Origin of the sequence: Serratia marcescens (genome assembly GCF_001902635.1) — a bacterium.
In the GTDB taxonomy this organism is placed as follows: Bacteria; Pseudomonadota; Gammaproteobacteria; order Enterobacterales; family Enterobacteriaceae; genus Serratia; species Serratia marcescens_F.
The window spans coordinates 1-15,275 of the sequence record NZ_MJAO01000022.1 but is presented as its reverse complement, the minus strand read 5'-3'; the positions used below and the strand labels follow the sequence as shown (position 1 = coordinate 15,275).

Here is a 15,275-nt window from a genome sequence, read left to right as displayed (position 1 = left end):
CCCATGATGATACACCTACTGATTGTCGACGCCCTGAACCTGATCCGCCGCATTCACGCCGTGCAGGGCTCCCCTTGCGTCAACGCCTGCCGCCACGCGCTGCAGCAGCTGATCCAGCACAGCCGCCCGACCCACGCGGTGGCGGTGTTCGACGAGGACGATCGCAGCGACAGCTGGCGCCACCAAATTTTGCCGGACTACAAAGCCGGGCGTTCGCCGATGCCGGAAAACCTGCAGCAGGAGATGCCGCAGCTGCGCCAGGCCTTCGCCGAGCTGGGCGTCGCCAGCTGGCACTCTCCCGGCAACGAGGCGGACGATCTGGCGGCCACGCTGGCGGCGAAGGTCGCCGGTGGCGGCCACCAGGTGACCATCGTCTCCACCGACAAAGGCTACTGCCAGCTTTTGGCACCGAACGTGCAGATCCGCGATTACTTCCAGAAACGCTGGCTGGATATGCCCTTCGTGCAACAGGAATTCGGCGTGCAGCCGCAGCAGCTGCCGGACTATTGGGGGTTGGCGGGGATCGGCAGCAGCAAGATCCCCGGCGTGGCCGGCATCGGGCCGAAAACCGCCGTGCTGCTGTTGCAGCAGTCGGGCAGCCTGGACGGGCTTTATCAGCACCTGGAGCAGGTGCCGGAAAAATGGCGCGGCAAGCTGGAACAGCACCGCGAGTTAGCCTACGTCAGCAAACGGGTCGCCACGCTGCGCACCGATCTGTCGCTGGACGGCAACCTGCAGCAGCTGCGCCTGCCGATACAATAAGGGCGCTGCAAGCAGCGCCCTTCATCAAGCTTCACGCGGTTAATCGCGCTCGTCGCGCCGGCCAGGCACCGCCGACCACATGCGGCGCACGTGTACGGTGATCTCTTCGCGGTCGTGATACAGCTGCTTGGCGTGTACTTCAACGCTGATGCCGGCAGCGCCCAGCGCTTCGCGGATGCTCATCAGGTTCTGCGACACTTCCTCGTAGCGCTTTTTCATCGGCAGCTTCAGGTTGAAGATCGCTTCGCGGCACCAACCTTTCACCAGCCACTGGATCATCAGGCTGGTCACCTTCGCCGGTTTCTCCACCATGTCGCACACCAGCCAATAAATCTTGCTGCTGTTCGGCTCGAACTTGAAGCCGTCGGCGCGGTGGTGCGTCACCTGGCCGGTTTCCATCAGGCTCGGCGCCATCGGGCCGTTATCCACCGAGTGCACCATCATGCTGCGTTTCACCAGCTGATAGGTCCAACCGCCCGGGCAGGCGCCCAGATCGACCGCGTGCATGCCGCTGGCCAGGCGTTCGTCCCACTCATCGGCAGGGATGAACACGTGAAACGCTTCTTCCAGCTTCAGCGTCGAACGGCTCGGCGCGTCGGTCGGGAAGCGCAGACGCGGAATGCCCATGTAGAACGGCGAGTTGTTGTTGCTGTAGGAGTAACCGACGTAACAGCAGCCCGGCGCGATGAAGAACACGTGCACCACCGGGCGAGTCGGATTCTCGCGCGCCATCAGCACCTTCTGCTCGCGCATCGCGGCGCGCAGCGGCACCGTCAGCTTGCGGCAGAATTTCATCAGCTCTTTGCTTTCGTTGGTGTCCGGTACCTCTACCCGCAGCTCGCCGCCGCGATCAACCACGCCGATCAACATGCCGACGATCGGCGATACCCGATCTTCCGGCGGCAGATCGCGCAACAGCTCGCCCACCACGATCATCTGGCGGGCGAAAATCAGTTCGCGGAACGGAATTTCCCGCGCCAGGCGGTCGGCATCGTCCGGCTGATAGCATTCGAACAGCACGTAACCGCTGTGCTCTTTTACCCGCGCAAAGCCGTAAATTTCCAGCTGGGCGGCTTTGTCGGTGATCTCCGCCGCACACTCTTTTTCGAAGCCGGGGCGGCAGTACAACGCAATCTTATTCATGGCGCTCGGCCTTTTTCCTCAGACGCAAAGCGCCAATCAACATCAATATCCAGCCGATCAGGAAGCACACGCCGCCAACCGGCGTGATGTATACCCAGACCTTCAGGTGCGACAGCGCCAGGCAATAGAGGCTGCCGCTGAACAACACGGTGCCGAACGCCAACAGCGCCCCGCTCCAGTAAAACCACAGGCTCACACGACGCTGCATCGCAACCGCCAGCGCCAGGATCGCCAGGGTGTGAAACCCCTGATACTCCAGCCCGGTGCGGATCCAGGCCATTTCGTTGGCGCCGAGCGTGCCGCTTAACACATGCGCGCCAAATGCACCCAACGCGACAAACACAAAGCCGCTGATAGCGGCGAAAACCAGCATGGAACGGCTGCTCATCGTAATCTATCCCATTAAAAATCACCGGCCGCGGCAAGGCGGCGGCCGGCCTTATTGTTCGTAACGGAAGCGGAACTTCTCTTGTTCGCTGGCGGCACGCGCCAGGATCCACTGCCGGAAGGCGGCTATTTTACCCAGTTCTGCCTGGCTGTCATGACATACCAGATAAAAAGCGTTTTTGCTGACCAGCACATCGTTGAACGGGCACACCAGGCGACCGGCTTCGATCTCGGTTTGCGCCATCACGTTGTTCACCAGCGCTACCCCCTGACCGTGCACCGCCGCCTGCACCACCATCGCGCTGTGGCTGAAGATCGGCCCCTGCTGCACGTTGATGTGCTGTAGCCCCAGCTGGCGCGTATAGGCCAACCAGTCACGGCGTGAAACATCATGCAGCAACGTATGATAAGCCAGATCGTCTGCGGTTTTCAGCGGATGATCGCCGGTCAGCAGGCTCGGTGAACAAACCGGCAGCAGATACTCTGCATACAGACGCTCGGCGCGCAGCCCCGGCCAGTTGCCGCGGCCATAGAATATCGCCACGTCAACGTCGTCCGCCAACTTGTCCTCTTCGCGGTCCACCGCCTGGATGCGCACGTCGATGCCCGGATAAGCTGAGTTAAAGCCGGACAGGCGCGGCACCAGCCACTGAATGGCGAAGCTCGGCGGCAGACTGACGGTCAATGCCCCCTTGGCGCTACGCGCCTGCAGCTTGCGCGTCGCCTCGTTGATCGAAGAGAAAATCTCCTTGATATCGAGGTAGTAACTTTGCCCCTCTTCGGTCAGCAGCAGCGAGCGGTTACGCCGGCGAAACAGCTTCAGTCCGAGGAAGTCCTCCAGCGACTTGATCTGGTGGCTCACCGCGGCCTGAGTCACGAACAGCTCTTCCGCCGCCTTGGTAAAACTCAGGTGGCGAGCGGCCGCATCGAACACGCGCAGCGCATTGAGGGGAGGTAAGCGTTTAGACATTAAATTAGCTACTTTTGTGTAACATTAATCCGAATGATTCGGTGCCGAAAATCGGGCGGCTTTGTGTGGCAAGCCATCGGTAAACTCTAACGGCGCATTGCCATTAGTTTTTTTAATCCGAGCCATTATAATTTGTCCGTTGAGGATGCGCCAGCAAATACCTATAGTGGCGGCACTTCCCGGGCCGGAACGAAAAGGGAGTGGGTGTCGAGGACGCCGATGAACTTTTGGCTTGTGGTTGTGATGTTGTGTTTGCAAATTGTCCGGCGATTCCGGACATGGTAGCTAGGCTACTGTTTTTTCACTTCCTGTACATTTACCCTGTCTGTCCATAGTGATTTTATGCAGCACCGCAAAACTTGCGGTGCTTTTTTTTGCCTGACGTTTACCGGTCGCTTTCAACCATCTCTTTCACATCGGCGCGGTTGATCTGCTGCTTGACGCCGTTGGCGTCTGTATAGCGGAGCATGCCGGTATCTTTGTCCAATTTGGGCTTACCGTAAGCGACAAGAGTGCGTCCGTCATTGGTATGCATCACGTAGTTGCTGGAACAGGCGGCCAAGGTGAACGTCAGCATCAGGGCAGAGAGAACTGCGGCTGTTTTCTTCATTGAGGACTCCTTTGCAGTTTAAAATGCTAATGAATACCTTTTATTCGAATGGATACGGTTAATTAGCACACATTTTATAGCATAACAAACCCACCCAATTTTGCCAGACGATAAGAGCCTGTGGACGGGATCGCTTGTCTCCGGCGGCAAAATAGGACAGGATCCCCCATCGACTCAAGCCAGTGACAATCAGGGTATGACGCCTTTTAACCCCAGCCTTTTTCGCCAACAGTTTCCCGCGCTCGCGCAGGACGGTATCTATCTCGACAGCGCCGCCACCGCGTTGAAACCGCAGGCGGTGATCGACGCCACGCAGCAATTTTATCGCGATGACGCCGCCACCGTACACCGCAGCCAGCACCGGGCGGCGCAGGATCTGACCGCCCGCTTCGAGCAGGCGCGCGGCCAGGTGGCGCAGCTGATCAATGCACCGTCGGCCGACGACATCGTCTGGACGCGCGGCACCACCGAGGCGATCAACCTGGTGGCGCAAAGCTACCTGCGGCCGCGTCTGCAGCCGGGCGATGAAATCCTGGTGAGCGAAGCGGAACACCACGCCAACCTGATCCCCTGGCTGATGGTGGCGGAGCAAACCGGTGCGCGGGTGGTGAAACTGCCGATCGGCGCCGACCGGCTGCCGGATCTGTTGCAGCTGCCCGCCCTGCTCAACGATAAAACCCGCCTGTTGGCGCTGGGACAGATGTCGAACGTCACCGGCGGCTGCCCGGATCTGGCGCCGGCGATCGCGCTGGCGCATGCCGCCGGCGCGCGCGTGATGATCGACGGCGCGCAGGGCGTGGTTCACGGCCCGGCCGATGTGCAACGTCTCGACATCGATTTCTACGCCTTCTCCGGCCATAAACTGTATGGCCCGACCGGCATCGGCGCGCTGTATGGCAAAACCGAACTGCTGGCGCAGATGGCACCCTGGCAAGGCGGCGGCAAAATGCTGACCCAGGCGTCATTCGACGGCTTTACCCCGCAAAAACCACCGCACTGTTTCGAGGCCGGCACGCCAAACATCGCCGGCGTGCTGGGGTTGGCCGCGGCGCTCAGCTGGCTCAGCGAACAGGACATGGTGGCGGCGGAGCGATACAGCCGCGCGCTGGCGGACCAGGCGGAACAGCGGTTGGCACAGCTGCCGGGCTTTCGCAGCTTCCGCAGTTCCGGCTCCAGCCTGCTGGCGTTCGACATCGCCGGCGTACACCACAGCGACATCGTTACGCTGCTGGCAGAGCAAGGCATTGCGCTGCGCGCCGGCCAGCACTGCGCACAGCCGCTGATGGCGGCGTTAGGCGTCAGCGGCACGCTGCGCGCGTCGTTCGCCCCCTACAATACGCAACAGGACGTCGATACGCTGGTCAGCGCGTTGACTCACGCCCTCGATCTGCTGGCCGACTGACTTGACTCCCGGAGACGCTATGCTCGCCCCCCATCCTTTTGGCCGAGAGATCACCGCTGAAGCGCTGATCGCCGCCTTCAGCGCGCTGAAACAGTGGGAAGACCGCTACCGCCAGCTGATTATGCTCGCGAAACGGCTGCCGCCACTGCCGGAGGCCTTGCGCAGTGAAGAGATGGCATTGAGCGGCTGTGAAAACCGCGTCTGGTTGGGGCATCAGCTGCTGGAAGACGGCACACTGCACTTCTATGGTGACAGCGAAGGCCGCATCGTGCGCGGCCTGCTGGCGGTGCTGCTGACCGAAGTAGAAGGGAAAACGCCGCAGCAGATCGCCGCATTGGATCCACTGGCGCTGTTCGACCGCCTGGCATTGCGCGCGCAGCTGAGCGCCACCCGCGCCGGTGGCCTGGCGGCGTTGGCCGCCGCCGTAAAGGCGATCGCCGCCCGTTACGCCTGACGCGCCGCCTTCGCCACCATCTTTTTCAGCGCGTGCGACACAGCAACGAAGCCGAAGGTAGCGGTGACCATGGTCGCCGCGCCGAATCCCGCGCTGCAATCCATTCTTTTCGGCCCTTCCGCCGTGCTGCGCGAAGCGCACACCGAGCCGTCCGGCTGCGGGTAAACCAGCGGCTCGCTGGAGAAGACGCAGTCGATGCCCAGCTTGCCCTTGCCGTTTTTCACCACATTGAAATCGTGCTTCAGCCGCTCACGCAGCTTGGCGGCCAGCGGATCCTGAATGGTTTTCGCCAGGTCGGCCACTTCGATTTTGGTCGGGTCTATCTGCCCGCCGGCGCCGCCGGTGGTCACCACCGGGATCTTGAAACGGCGGCAGTATGACAGCAGCGCCGCCTTCGGCCGCACGCTGTCGATCGCGTCGATGACATAGCTGAAGTTATGATCCAACAGCTCGGCGACATTGTCCGGCGTGATGAAATCATCGATGCAGGTCACCCGGCATTCCGGATTGATCGCCAGGATGCGCTCCGCCATCACCTCGGTTTTCGATTGCCCAACATGTTGGCGCAACGCGTGGATCTGGCGGTTGGTATTAGTGACGCAAACATCATCCATGTCGATCAGGGTGATGGCGCCGATGCCGGTGCGCGCCAGCGCCTCAGCCGCCCAGGAACCCACGCCGCCGATGCCGATCACGCAGACGTGCGCCTGCGCAAACACCGCCAGCGCCTGCTGGCCGTACAACCGCGCCGTGCCGCCGAAACGCTGCAGATAGGCTTCTGAATAAGCTGTGCTCATAACGCTTTAATTACCTTCGTAATGCAAATGATAAGGGCCGGAAAATCCGGCCCTTGCGGGTCAATCTTTTCACGCCGTATGCGTTTAGCGGGTAACCAGCAACGAACCGCCGCCGTTTGGCTGATTGGCGCTGAACAGCTGACCGCCGCCGTTGTTCTTCAGCACCCAGACGCGGCCATAGTGGTTATAGTAGCCCGCCGAGTGGCCGGCTTCCGGCCCGATGCCCTGATACATGTCAAAATGCTGGCCCTTGATGGCGCCGCCCACGTCGAGCGCGACCATCAGACGCATCTCGTATTTTCCCGTGAATTTACCCTTGTTGTCCAGCAGCGGCACTTCGGCCAGCAACGTGGTGCCCGCCGGGATCAGTGAACGGTCGGAGGCCACCGAGGCTTTGGCCACCAACGGCACCGCGCTGGCGCCTTTCACCGGCGCGAACGCTTCCGGGCGGAAGAACACGAACGACGGATTCTGCTCCAGCAGCTCACGCACCTCTGCGGCGCTGTGGGTATCCGCCCACTGGCGGATCGCCTGCATCGACATGTCCGCCTTGGCCACTTCGCCGCGATCGATCAACACCTTGCCGATGCTGCGATACGCGTGGCCGTTCTTGCCGCCGTAGCCAAAGAACACCAGCGGCTGACCGTTGCCGTAATCGACATAGCCGCTGCCCTGGACTTCCATCATGAAGTTGTCCATCAGCGAATTGGTGTAAGCGATGATATAGCGATCGTCGAGCCCGCCGGAATAGATGCCCGCGCGATCCGGCAGACGGCCTTTGCCTTTCGGCGGCATGCGGTACAGCGGATAACGGAACTCGCCCTGTTGGGTATAGCGCGCCTGCACCACCGGCGTGTAGTAACCGGTAAATTGCACGTTGCCGTAATTATCGACGCCTTCCATCTGGTAGGCACTGAGGCCGTGCTGGCTCAACAGGCGCGTGTCGGCGCCGGAGGCCATCCAGCTCTGCACCGCCTGATAGGTGCTGTTGTTGCGATTAAAGAGCGAAGGAGACGCGTACTTGATCTCCATCAGCTGATCCGAATAATCCTTGGCGTTAACCGGCGAGCCTTTGGCATTGGGCTGATTGACCAGCTCCAGCGACTGATCCAGATGGCCGTCTTTATATTGCTGACCCCGATCGGTCGGCTTGGACGAACACCCCGCCAGCACCGCCACCATCAACCCGCCCAGCAGGTATTTGCCCCAACGTCCTTTCATCGCGCACACTCTCAAACTGATATGATCCACCGGCTGAACGATAACAAACGCTCATTGATAAAGGAATCGCCGCAAATAAAAAAAGCCGCACGGAGGATGGTGATGAAAAAGAAGGCAAATCGCAGACAAATCCAGCAGAAAAACGGGTTTAGGCCAATAAAATGCAAAAAGGGTTTGCAACAAAACGCATGGAGAGTATAGTGCGCATCCATCGGACGCGGGGTGGAGCAGCCTGGTAGCTCGTCGGGCTCATAACCCGAAGGTCGTCGGTTCAAATCCGGCCCCCGCAACCAACCGATGCCGCATTGGCGGTAGTTTTCGTTTGGTTTCGATGAAAAAGTATTATACGGACGCGGGGTGGAGCAGCCTGGTAGCTCGTCGGGCTCATAACCCGAAGGTCGTCGGTTCAAATCCGGCCCCCGCAACCAACCGAATGTCGTACCAGCGGCATCACATGAACGGTGGTTTCGTCATAATACCGCACCAAAACGGACGCGGGGTGGAGCAGCCTGGTAGCTCGTCGGGCTCATAACCCGAAGGTCGTCGGTTCAAATCCGGCCCCCGCAACCAATTTCAATTTTCCTCAGTCAATACCCATCTCTCCTTAGCAGTTTCCTTCAAGCATCGCTATCGTCACGATTTCTCCACCACATTAGCGCTATTGCCATCGCAGATATCATCGCCGGCACCGCCGCCAGCAGCAGCAAATCTGACGCCAGCCAATGCCGGGCGATCAACGCCGCGCCCAATAACGGACCGAGCATCGATGCCCCCCGGCCAATGCCCAGTCCCCACCCCAGACCGGTTGAACGCAAGAACGTTGGGTAACCGCTCGCCGCCAACGTGTTCACCCCCGGCATGCCGCCGACCACAAAAATGCCCGTAATAAAAATGGAACTGAAAAGCAGCAGCAGGTTGCTCGGATCTACGCCGATCGCCGCTATCGACAGTGCGGCAACGGAAAAACCGGTGACAAGCACGCTATAAGCGCCAAACTTGTCGATCAGGCGGCCAAGGGCCAACGTACCCAAAACGCCGCCAAACTGTAGCGTCCCGGTGGCCAGATTGGCCGTTTCCAATGTCAGACCGGCGTCCCGAATTAAGGTGGGCAGCCAGTTGGCCAGAAAATACAGATCGATAAGGTTCATAAAATTCACCAGCCACAGCAGCAGCGTAAACATCGTCCGCCGCTCTCTGAACAGATCCAGCACGCTTGCCTTGGCCGGAGCCGTTTCTGCCTGGCTGACCGAGAGATCGACCTCCTGCGCTCGCTGTGACGGAAACATCTGATGCAACAGCGCGCGAACCGCGCCCTCCTTCCCCCCGCATTTCAACAACCATTGCGCAGACTCAGGCAAATAGAACCACATCGCCAACGCCAATAGCATCGGCAACAGGCCGCCGAGCAGAAAAACGGCTCGCCAGCCAAACGGCGGGATCAGCGTGGCGGCGGCAATGCCACCAAGCCCGCCGCCGATGGCGAAAAAGCAGGTAATGGCGGTGATATAGGTCGCTCGCTGGCGGCTCGGGCTGTATTCGACAACCAGCGCGATACAGTTCGGCATCACGCCCCCTAACGCGATGCCCGCCAAAAAACGCAGCACCAACAGCTGTTCCACATTCTGGGCGAAGGCTGAACCGAGCGTAAACACGCCAAAAACCAGCGTCGCCAATAAAATGGCCGGCCTGCGGCCGATCCGATCGGCAAGCCATCCCAACGCGAAAGCGCCGAGGGCGATGCCGGCCAGACCGGCGCTGAACACCGGGCCGAGCTGCGCGGTTTCCAGCCCCCACTCTTCCCGAATCGCCGGCCCGGCATACCCCATTGCCTGAATATCAAAGCCATCACACATCAGGCAAAGCGCACACAGAATCAGTAAACGAATCTGACGGCCGCGCGTGCCCAGGCTGTCGATCATCGTTTGAATGCCGTTCTTTCCTTCCGGGGTTGCTATCGGCACAGAGCCTCCTCACAGTTCAGCAGAAACGGGTACGGGGCGTTTACTACACATCGCCATAAAATTTATTTTTTATAAAAATATAAATTTTATTCCCTGTCAATCTGCCGTTCACGCAATCTTGTTGTCGGTCAGATTTTCTCTTGGACGGTCGGTATCAGGGCGGGGAGCCCTGGGCGAACGGGGGGCAAATACGCGGCGACGGATGTCAAGCGGAAAGCATGGCGATAAAAAAACCTCCCGAGAGGGAGGTTGCCATGTGAGGAAAATGACGGGGATTTATCGGCTCGCCAGCGCGCCGCCGTTGGCGAAATAAGCCTTGATGCCCGCCAGAATCGACTCCGCCACCTGCTGCTGGAAATGGCTGGTGCGCAGCTTGCGTTCTTCTTCGATGTTGCTGATAAACGCCGTCTCCACCAGGATCGACGGAATATCCGGCGCCTTCAATACCGCAAAACCGGCCTGATCGACGCGATTCTTGTGCAACCGGTTGATTTTCCCCATCCGATTCAACACTTCCTTGCCGAACTTCAGGCTGTCGTTGATGGTCGCGGTCTGGATCAGATCGAACATGGTGTGGTCGAGATAGCGATCGCCGCTCTTGCTGACGCCGCCGATTTGGTCCGAGGCATTCTGCGTCTGCGCCAGGAACTTGGCCGCCGAACTGGTGGCGCCCTTGGTGGACAACGCAAACACCGATGAACCGCGCGCCGCGCGGCTGGTGAAAGCGTCAGCGTGAATCGAAACGAACAGATCCGCGCGCTGCTTGCGCGCCTTGGCGACACGCACCTTAAGCGGGATAAACACGTCTTCGTTGCGCGTCATAAACACTTTCATGTTCGGCTCGCGCTTAATCATGGCGCTCAGCTTGCGGGCAATCTGCAACACGATGTCTTTCTCACGCGTCTTGTACTTGCCGATAGCGCCGGGATCTTCGCCGCCGTGGCCGGGATCCAACATGATGACGATCGGACGATCGCGCCCCGCCTTGCCGGCCTGCGGCGCTTCCGGTGGCAGCGTGCGCTCCAGATCGCCCTTGTTGTAATCTTCCAGTAACGCCAGTAGCGGATCATACTCCTCGCCGCCGCTGCCGACCTTGGTCGGGTAGAGATCCATCACCAGACGGTTGCGGTATTCCGGCACCGGCGCCAGCGAGAACATATGCGGACTGACGCTTTGCTTGAGCTCCAGCACCAGTCGCACGGTATTCTGATCGAACTGGCCGACGCGCGCCTGCTTCAGATAAGGATCGTCGGCGCGCACCTGACCGGCAATGCCCTTCAGCACGCTGTTGAGGTGAACGCCTTCGATATCCACCACCACGCGATCGGGATTGGTCAGGGCAAACTGCTTGTATTTCAGTTCGACGTTGGATTCCAGCGTGACGCGGGTATAGGTGGAAGACGGCCAGACGCGCACGGCGATCACATGCGATGAAGCGGCGAAGCCCGTGCGACTCACACTCAGCAACCAGCTGGCGGCAACGCCCTGTAATAAACGACGGCGGCCCAGATTGTGATTAGAGTTTGGCATGCGGCTCCGGCAGTAATAGCTGTTTACAACAGATTAAAAAAACACCAATAAAACGGGGATGCCGAAAACTTTAACCAATCATTCCAGCCCTGTCATCAGAAAATCTTTTTATGGTTTTTCAATTTATTAACGATTTGGCACCCTTAGCTCACTCTCCATGATGATTTCCCACTTGCCATTGACGCAATAAAAGAATAAAAATACAAAAATATCGTATAAATATGCAAAAGAGGTTTGACCGTGAAGGAACGTAGTACAGAGCTGGTGCAAGGATTCCGTCACTCAGTCCCCTATATCAATGCCCACCGCGGCAAGACGTTTGTCATCATGCTCGGCGGGGAAGCCATCGAACACGAGAATTTCTCCAACATCGTCAACGATATCGGGTTGCTGCATAGCCTGGGTATTCGCCTGGTGGTGGTTTACGGCGCGCGGCCGCAGATCGACGCCAATCTGGCGCAGCACAACCATGAGCCGATCTACCACAAGCATACCCGCGTGACCGACGCCCATACGCTCGAGTTGGTCAAGCAGGCCGCCGGTCTGTTGCAGCTGGACATTACCGCCCGGCTGTCGATGAGCCTCAACAATACGCCGCTGCAGGGTGCGCATATTAACGTGGTCAGCGGCAACTTCATCATCGCGCAGCCGCTGGGCATCGATGACGGCATCGACTACTGCCATAGCGGCCGCATTCGCCGTATCGATGAAGAAGCGATCCACCGCCAGCTCGACAGCAACGCCATCGTGCTGATCGGCCCGGTCGCGGTCTCGGTCACCGGCGAGAGCTTCAATCTGACCTCAGAAGAGGTGGCTACCCAGTTGGCGATCAAGCTGAAAGCAGAGAAAATGATCGGCTTTTGCTCCTCGCAGGGCGTTACCGATGCAGAAGGTAACATCCTTTCCGAACTGTTCCCCAATGACGCGCAAAAGCGCCTTGAAGAGTTGGAGGAAGGCGGCGATTACCATTCCGGCACCGTGCGCTTCCTGCGCGGCGCAGTGAAAGGCTGCCGCAGCGGCGTGCGCCGCAGCCACCTGATCAGCTACCAGGAGGACGGCGCGCTGGTACAGGAGCTGTTCTCGCGTGACGGTATCGGCACCCAAATCGTGATGGAGAGCGCCGAACAAGTGCGCCGGGCGACGATCAACGACATCGGTGGCATTCTGGAACTGATCCGGCCGCTCGAGCAACAGGGGATTCTGGTGCGCCGTTCGCGTGAACAGCTGGAGATGGAGATCGACAAGTTCACCATTATCGAACGCGACAATCTGACCATCGCCTGCGCAGCGCTGTACCCATTCCCGGAGGAAAAAATCGGTGAAATGGCCTGCGTGGCAGTGCATCCCGATTACCGCAGCTCTTCGCGCGGCGAGATGCTGCTGCAGCGGGTGGAAAACCAGGCGCGGCAGATGGGGCTGAAGAAGCTGTTCGTGCTGACCACCCGCAGTATCCACTGGTTCCAGGAGCGCGGATTCACCCCGGCGGAGGTCGACGTACTGCCGATGCAAAAACAGGCGCTGTACAACTACCAGCGCCGTTCCAAAATCCTGCTGGCCGATCTGTAATCAATCCCTGCGGGCGCGGCCGTTGCCGCGCCCCCTTACCGATTATTCCGTTGCCTGTAACCGTTCAGCTAACCCACTGCGCCGCTGGGTCGGTGTGCGAATGGCCCGCAGCAGCACCGCCTCCGTGGCATACAGCGAGAGCTGCTTACGCGCGCGAGTGATCGCGGTATAGACCAGTTCCCGCGTCAGCACCGGCAGGAAGTGGTTCGGCAATACCAAGACCGTATGGTCAAACTCCGATCCCTGAGACTTGTGCACCGTCATGGCGTAGGCGGTTTCATGCGCCGGCAAACGGCTCGGCTGCACCGACTTGATGCTGCCGTCCGGCAATTGGAAATGCACGCGCAGGTCGCCGTGCTCATCCGGCAGCGTAATGCCGATATCCCCATTGAACAGCCCCAGCGCACTGTCGTTGCGGCCGATCATCACCGGCCGCCCCCGATACCAGCGGCCGAGCACGCCCGGTTTGCGGTCGATCAGGCCCGCACGCTGCAACCCGATCTCAATGCGCTCGTTCAGGCCGGCGACGCCGAACGGCCCTTCGCGCAGCGCGCACAGCACCTGAAAACGGCCAAAGGCCGCCAACACCGTCGCCGCGTCCGCGCCTTCGGCGATCGGCCGCAGATAGTCGCGATAACCCGCTACGCAGGTATCCAACAGCGCCTGATACTCTTCGCTCGTCGCCAGCGCATAGCCCGAGACATCGTCGAAACTGCCGTTCAAGGCCGCCAGCGCGCGATCCCCCGCCCCGGCGTTGACCGCCAACGCCAGTTGACCGATGCCGGAACGGGCGTCGAAGCGATAGCTCTTGCGCAGCAGGCACAGGCTATCGCGCACCGCCGCTTCCGCGTCGGCCTGCCGCCCTTCAATGGAACAACCGGTCAGGCGGCTCAGCTCTGCGGCACGCGCGTCGCTGTACCCCTGCTCGGCAAAACGGCAAATGTCCCCCAACACCGCGCCGGCCTCCACCGAAGCCAGCTGGTCGCGGTCGCCGAGGAAAATCACCCGCGCCCGATCGGGCAGCGCGGCAATCAGGCGCGCCATCATCGGCAGATCGACCATCGAGGCCTCATCCACCACCAACACGTCCAAATGCAGCCGGTTGCCGCGGTGATAGCGCATGCGCTGGCTGTTCGGCTGCGCCCCCAACAGGCGGTGCAACGTCGCCGCCTCCGTCGGGAACAACGCCTGCTGCACCGGGGCCAACGCCAGCTCACGGCTGGCGCTGCCGAGTGACTCCGTCAGGCGCGCCGCCGCTTTGCCGGTCGGTGCCGCCAGCTGAATGCGCAAACGCGCGCTTTCATCCAACTGCACCAACGCCGCCAACAGCTTGGCGACGGTGGTGGTTTTACCGGTACCCGGCCCGCCGGAAATCACCGCGATGCGCCGCGTCGCAGCCACCGCCGCGGCGATCTTCTGCCAGTCGGGCTCGTCGCTCGCCGCACCAAACAGGCGGTCGAGGATCGCACGCAGCTCGGCTTCCGGCACCGCCAGCGATTCGCCTTCGCCGCCGATAAACGCCGCCACTTCACCTTCGTTTTGCCACATGCGCTGCAGATACAACCGCGGCCCGCGCAGCACCAACGGCGTAGCGCCGCTGCCGTCTCCGACCGCCGCGCTGGCCGCCAGGCGCTGTTGCCAGCGCGTGCCATCCGGCCGCCCGGCTGCCTCCCACACGGCCAGCGCCAGCGCCGGCTGGCGCCCTTCAAACAGCGTGTCCGCCTGCAATTGCTCCAACATCAGGCAGACGTGACCGGCCCCGGCCTCTGCACTCAGACAGGCGGCGGCCAACAAAATATCGGGTTCTTCTTCGCTCGCCACCACGCGTGCGAACTGCACGTCCAGCGGTCGCAGCGCGCCCAGCGCCACCGCTTGCTCCAGCAGTGCGATCATGATCCTTCCTCCGTCGCCGCAGCCTCGCCGCTGAACAAGCGATCCATCCCCGCCACCAACTCAAACTCGGGGAGACAGGTAAAAATGCCGTTGCCCGGGTGCGCCGCATCCACGCCGCGCAGGAACAGATAAATCACCCCGCCAAAATGGCGCCGGTAGTCGTAATCCGGCAAGCGATGGCGCAGGTAGCGATGCAGCGCCAGCGTATACAGCTGGTATTGCAGATCGTAACGATGCTCCGCCATCGCCTGCTCCATCGCCGGCCGGGTATAGGCGCTGCTGTCCTCCCCCAGCCAGTTGGACTTGTAGTCCAGCAGGTAGTATTTGCCCTGCCAGCAGAACACCAGATCGATAAAGCCTTTCAGCATGCCCTGCACCTGATGAAAATCCAGCGCCGGGCAGCGGGCGGAAAGCGGATCGTAACGCTTCACCAGAGCATCGAGCTCATTCGCCTGCAACAGCCGGTTAATCGGCAAATAGAACTGCAGCTCTGCCTGCTTGTGCCGCGGCGTCAGCGCCGCCAGCGTCACGCCGCTGTCGTCGAGCGGCGTATTGAGCAACACCTGCATCCACGCCAGC

General features: G+C 60.5%; 13 protein-coding genes, 3 tRNA genes and 1 pseudogene. 7 read left to right on the top strand and 10 right to left on the bottom strand.

Going from position 1 to position 15,275, the window contains the following annotated elements:
- Positions 1 to 3: 3 nt before the first annotated feature.
- Positions 4 to 762 (top strand): flap endonuclease Xni, encoded by a 759-nt coding sequence (xni, locus tag BHU62_RS19345; RefSeq protein WP_073533666.1) that lies wholly within the window; start codon positions 4 to 6, stop codon positions 760 to 762.
- A gap of 39 nt (positions 763 to 801) precedes the next feature.
- On the opposite strand, the gene rlmM is transcribed toward xni, so the two are convergent.
- From rlmM to BHU62_RS19325, 4 genes are all read right to left on the bottom strand, one after another.
- A complete protein-coding gene (gene rlmM, locus BHU62_RS19340) occupies positions 802 to 1,905 on the bottom strand; it encodes a 23S rRNA (cytidine(2498)-2'-O)-methyltransferase RlmM (RefSeq protein WP_073533663.1) in 1,104 nt (367 codons plus the stop codon).
- Positions 1,898 to 2,293 carry a DUF423 domain-containing protein gene (locus BHU62_RS19335; RefSeq protein ID WP_004931896.1) on the bottom strand — a complete coding sequence of 132 codons (396 nt, stop codon included), beginning with the start codon at positions 2,291 to 2,293 and terminating at the stop codon, positions 1,898 to 1,900. The genes rlmM and BHU62_RS19335 overlap by 8 nt, the downstream gene beginning before the upstream one ends.
- Positions 2,294 to 2,344: 51 nt before the next feature.
- Positions 2,345 to 3,262, bottom strand: a complete 918-nt coding sequence (locus BHU62_RS19330) for a transcriptional regulator GcvA (RefSeq protein WP_004931894.1) — start codon at positions 3,260 to 3,262, stop codon at positions 2,345 to 2,347.
- 385 nt (positions 3,263 to 3,647) lie between these two features.
- Positions 3,648 to 3,872, bottom strand: a complete 225-nt coding sequence (locus BHU62_RS19325; RefSeq protein ID WP_073533656.1) for a YgdI/YgdR family lipoprotein — start codon at positions 3,870 to 3,872, stop codon at positions 3,648 to 3,650.
- Positions 3,873 to 4,068: 196 nt separating this feature from the next.
- On the opposite strand from BHU62_RS19325, the gene csdA reads away from it, so the two are divergent.
- Positions 4,069 to 5,274, top strand: a complete 1,206-nt coding sequence (csdA, locus tag BHU62_RS19320; protein WP_073533654.1) for a cysteine desulfurase CsdA — start codon at positions 4,069 to 4,071, stop codon at positions 5,272 to 5,274.
- Positions 5,275 to 5,293: 19 nt separating this feature from the next.
- Entirely contained in the window at positions 5,294 to 5,728 is a 435-nt protein-coding gene (gene csdE, locus BHU62_RS19315) for a cysteine desulfurase sulfur acceptor subunit CsdE (protein ID WP_073533652.1), read from the top strand.
- On the opposite strand, the gene tcdA is transcribed toward csdE, so the two are convergent.
- Complete coding sequence (gene tcdA, locus BHU62_RS19310) at positions 5,719 to 6,525, bottom strand: tRNA cyclic N6-threonylcarbamoyladenosine(37) synthase TcdA (protein WP_004931886.1); 807 nt, start codon at positions 6,523 to 6,525, stop codon at positions 5,719 to 5,721. The two genes, csdE and tcdA, sit on opposite strands and share 10 nt — an antisense overlap.
- Before the next feature lie 84 nt (positions 6,526 to 6,609).
- On the bottom strand, positions 6,610 to 7,746 hold the full coding sequence (mltA, locus tag BHU62_RS19305) for a murein transglycosylase A (RefSeq protein ID WP_073533650.1): 1,137 nt from the start codon (positions 7,744 to 7,746) through the stop codon (positions 6,610 to 6,612).
- Between the two features lie 216 nt (positions 7,747 to 7,962).
- Between mltA and BHU62_RS19300 the strand changes: the two genes are divergently transcribed.
- The 3 genes from BHU62_RS19300 to BHU62_RS19290 all read left to right on the top strand — a co-directional run bounded on the left by BHU62_RS19300 (position 7,963) and on the right by BHU62_RS19290 (position 8,316).
- Positions 7,963 to 8,039 (top strand) — tRNA-Met (locus BHU62_RS19300).
- A 58-nt stretch (positions 8,040 to 8,097) separates the two neighbouring features.
- Positions 8,098 to 8,174: transfer RNA gene (locus BHU62_RS19295), tRNA-Met, on the top strand.
- 65 nt (positions 8,175 to 8,239) lie between these two features.
- Positions 8,240 to 8,316 (top strand) — tRNA-Met (locus tag BHU62_RS19290).
- 47 nt (positions 8,317 to 8,363) lie between these two features.
- On the opposite strand, the gene BHU62_RS19285 is transcribed toward BHU62_RS19290, so the two are convergent.
- Both BHU62_RS19285 and amiC read right to left on the bottom strand, forming a co-directional pair.
- Complete coding sequence (locus BHU62_RS19285; protein ID WP_139282299.1) at positions 8,364 to 9,707, bottom strand: MFS transporter; 1,344 nt, start codon at positions 9,705 to 9,707, stop codon at positions 8,364 to 8,366.
- A 276-nt stretch (positions 9,708 to 9,983) separates the two neighbouring features.
- Positions 9,984 to 11,237, bottom strand: coding sequence for an N-acetylmuramoyl-L-alanine amidase AmiC (amiC, locus tag BHU62_RS19280; protein WP_073533647.1), 1,254 nt, complete (start codon positions 11,235 to 11,237; stop codon positions 9,984 to 9,986).
- A 240-nt stretch (positions 11,238 to 11,477) separates the two neighbouring features.
- Here amiC and argA point away from each other — a divergent pair, with 240 nt between their 5' ends.
- Positions 11,478 to 12,803, top strand: coding sequence for an amino-acid N-acetyltransferase (argA, locus tag BHU62_RS19275; RefSeq protein ID WP_073533764.1), 1,326 nt, complete (start codon positions 11,478 to 11,480; stop codon positions 12,801 to 12,803).
- 42 nt (positions 12,804 to 12,845) lie between these two features.
- Here argA and recD read toward each other — a convergent pair whose 3' ends face one another.
- A complete protein-coding gene (recD, locus tag BHU62_RS19270) occupies positions 12,846 to 14,696 on the bottom strand; it encodes an exodeoxyribonuclease V subunit alpha (protein WP_073533646.1) in 1,851 nt (616 codons plus the stop codon).
- A pseudogene (recB, locus tag BHU62_RS19265) lies at positions 14,693 to 15,275 on the bottom strand (exodeoxyribonuclease V subunit beta); the annotation flags it as partial. The pseudogene recB and the gene recD, both read right to left, overlap by 4 nt.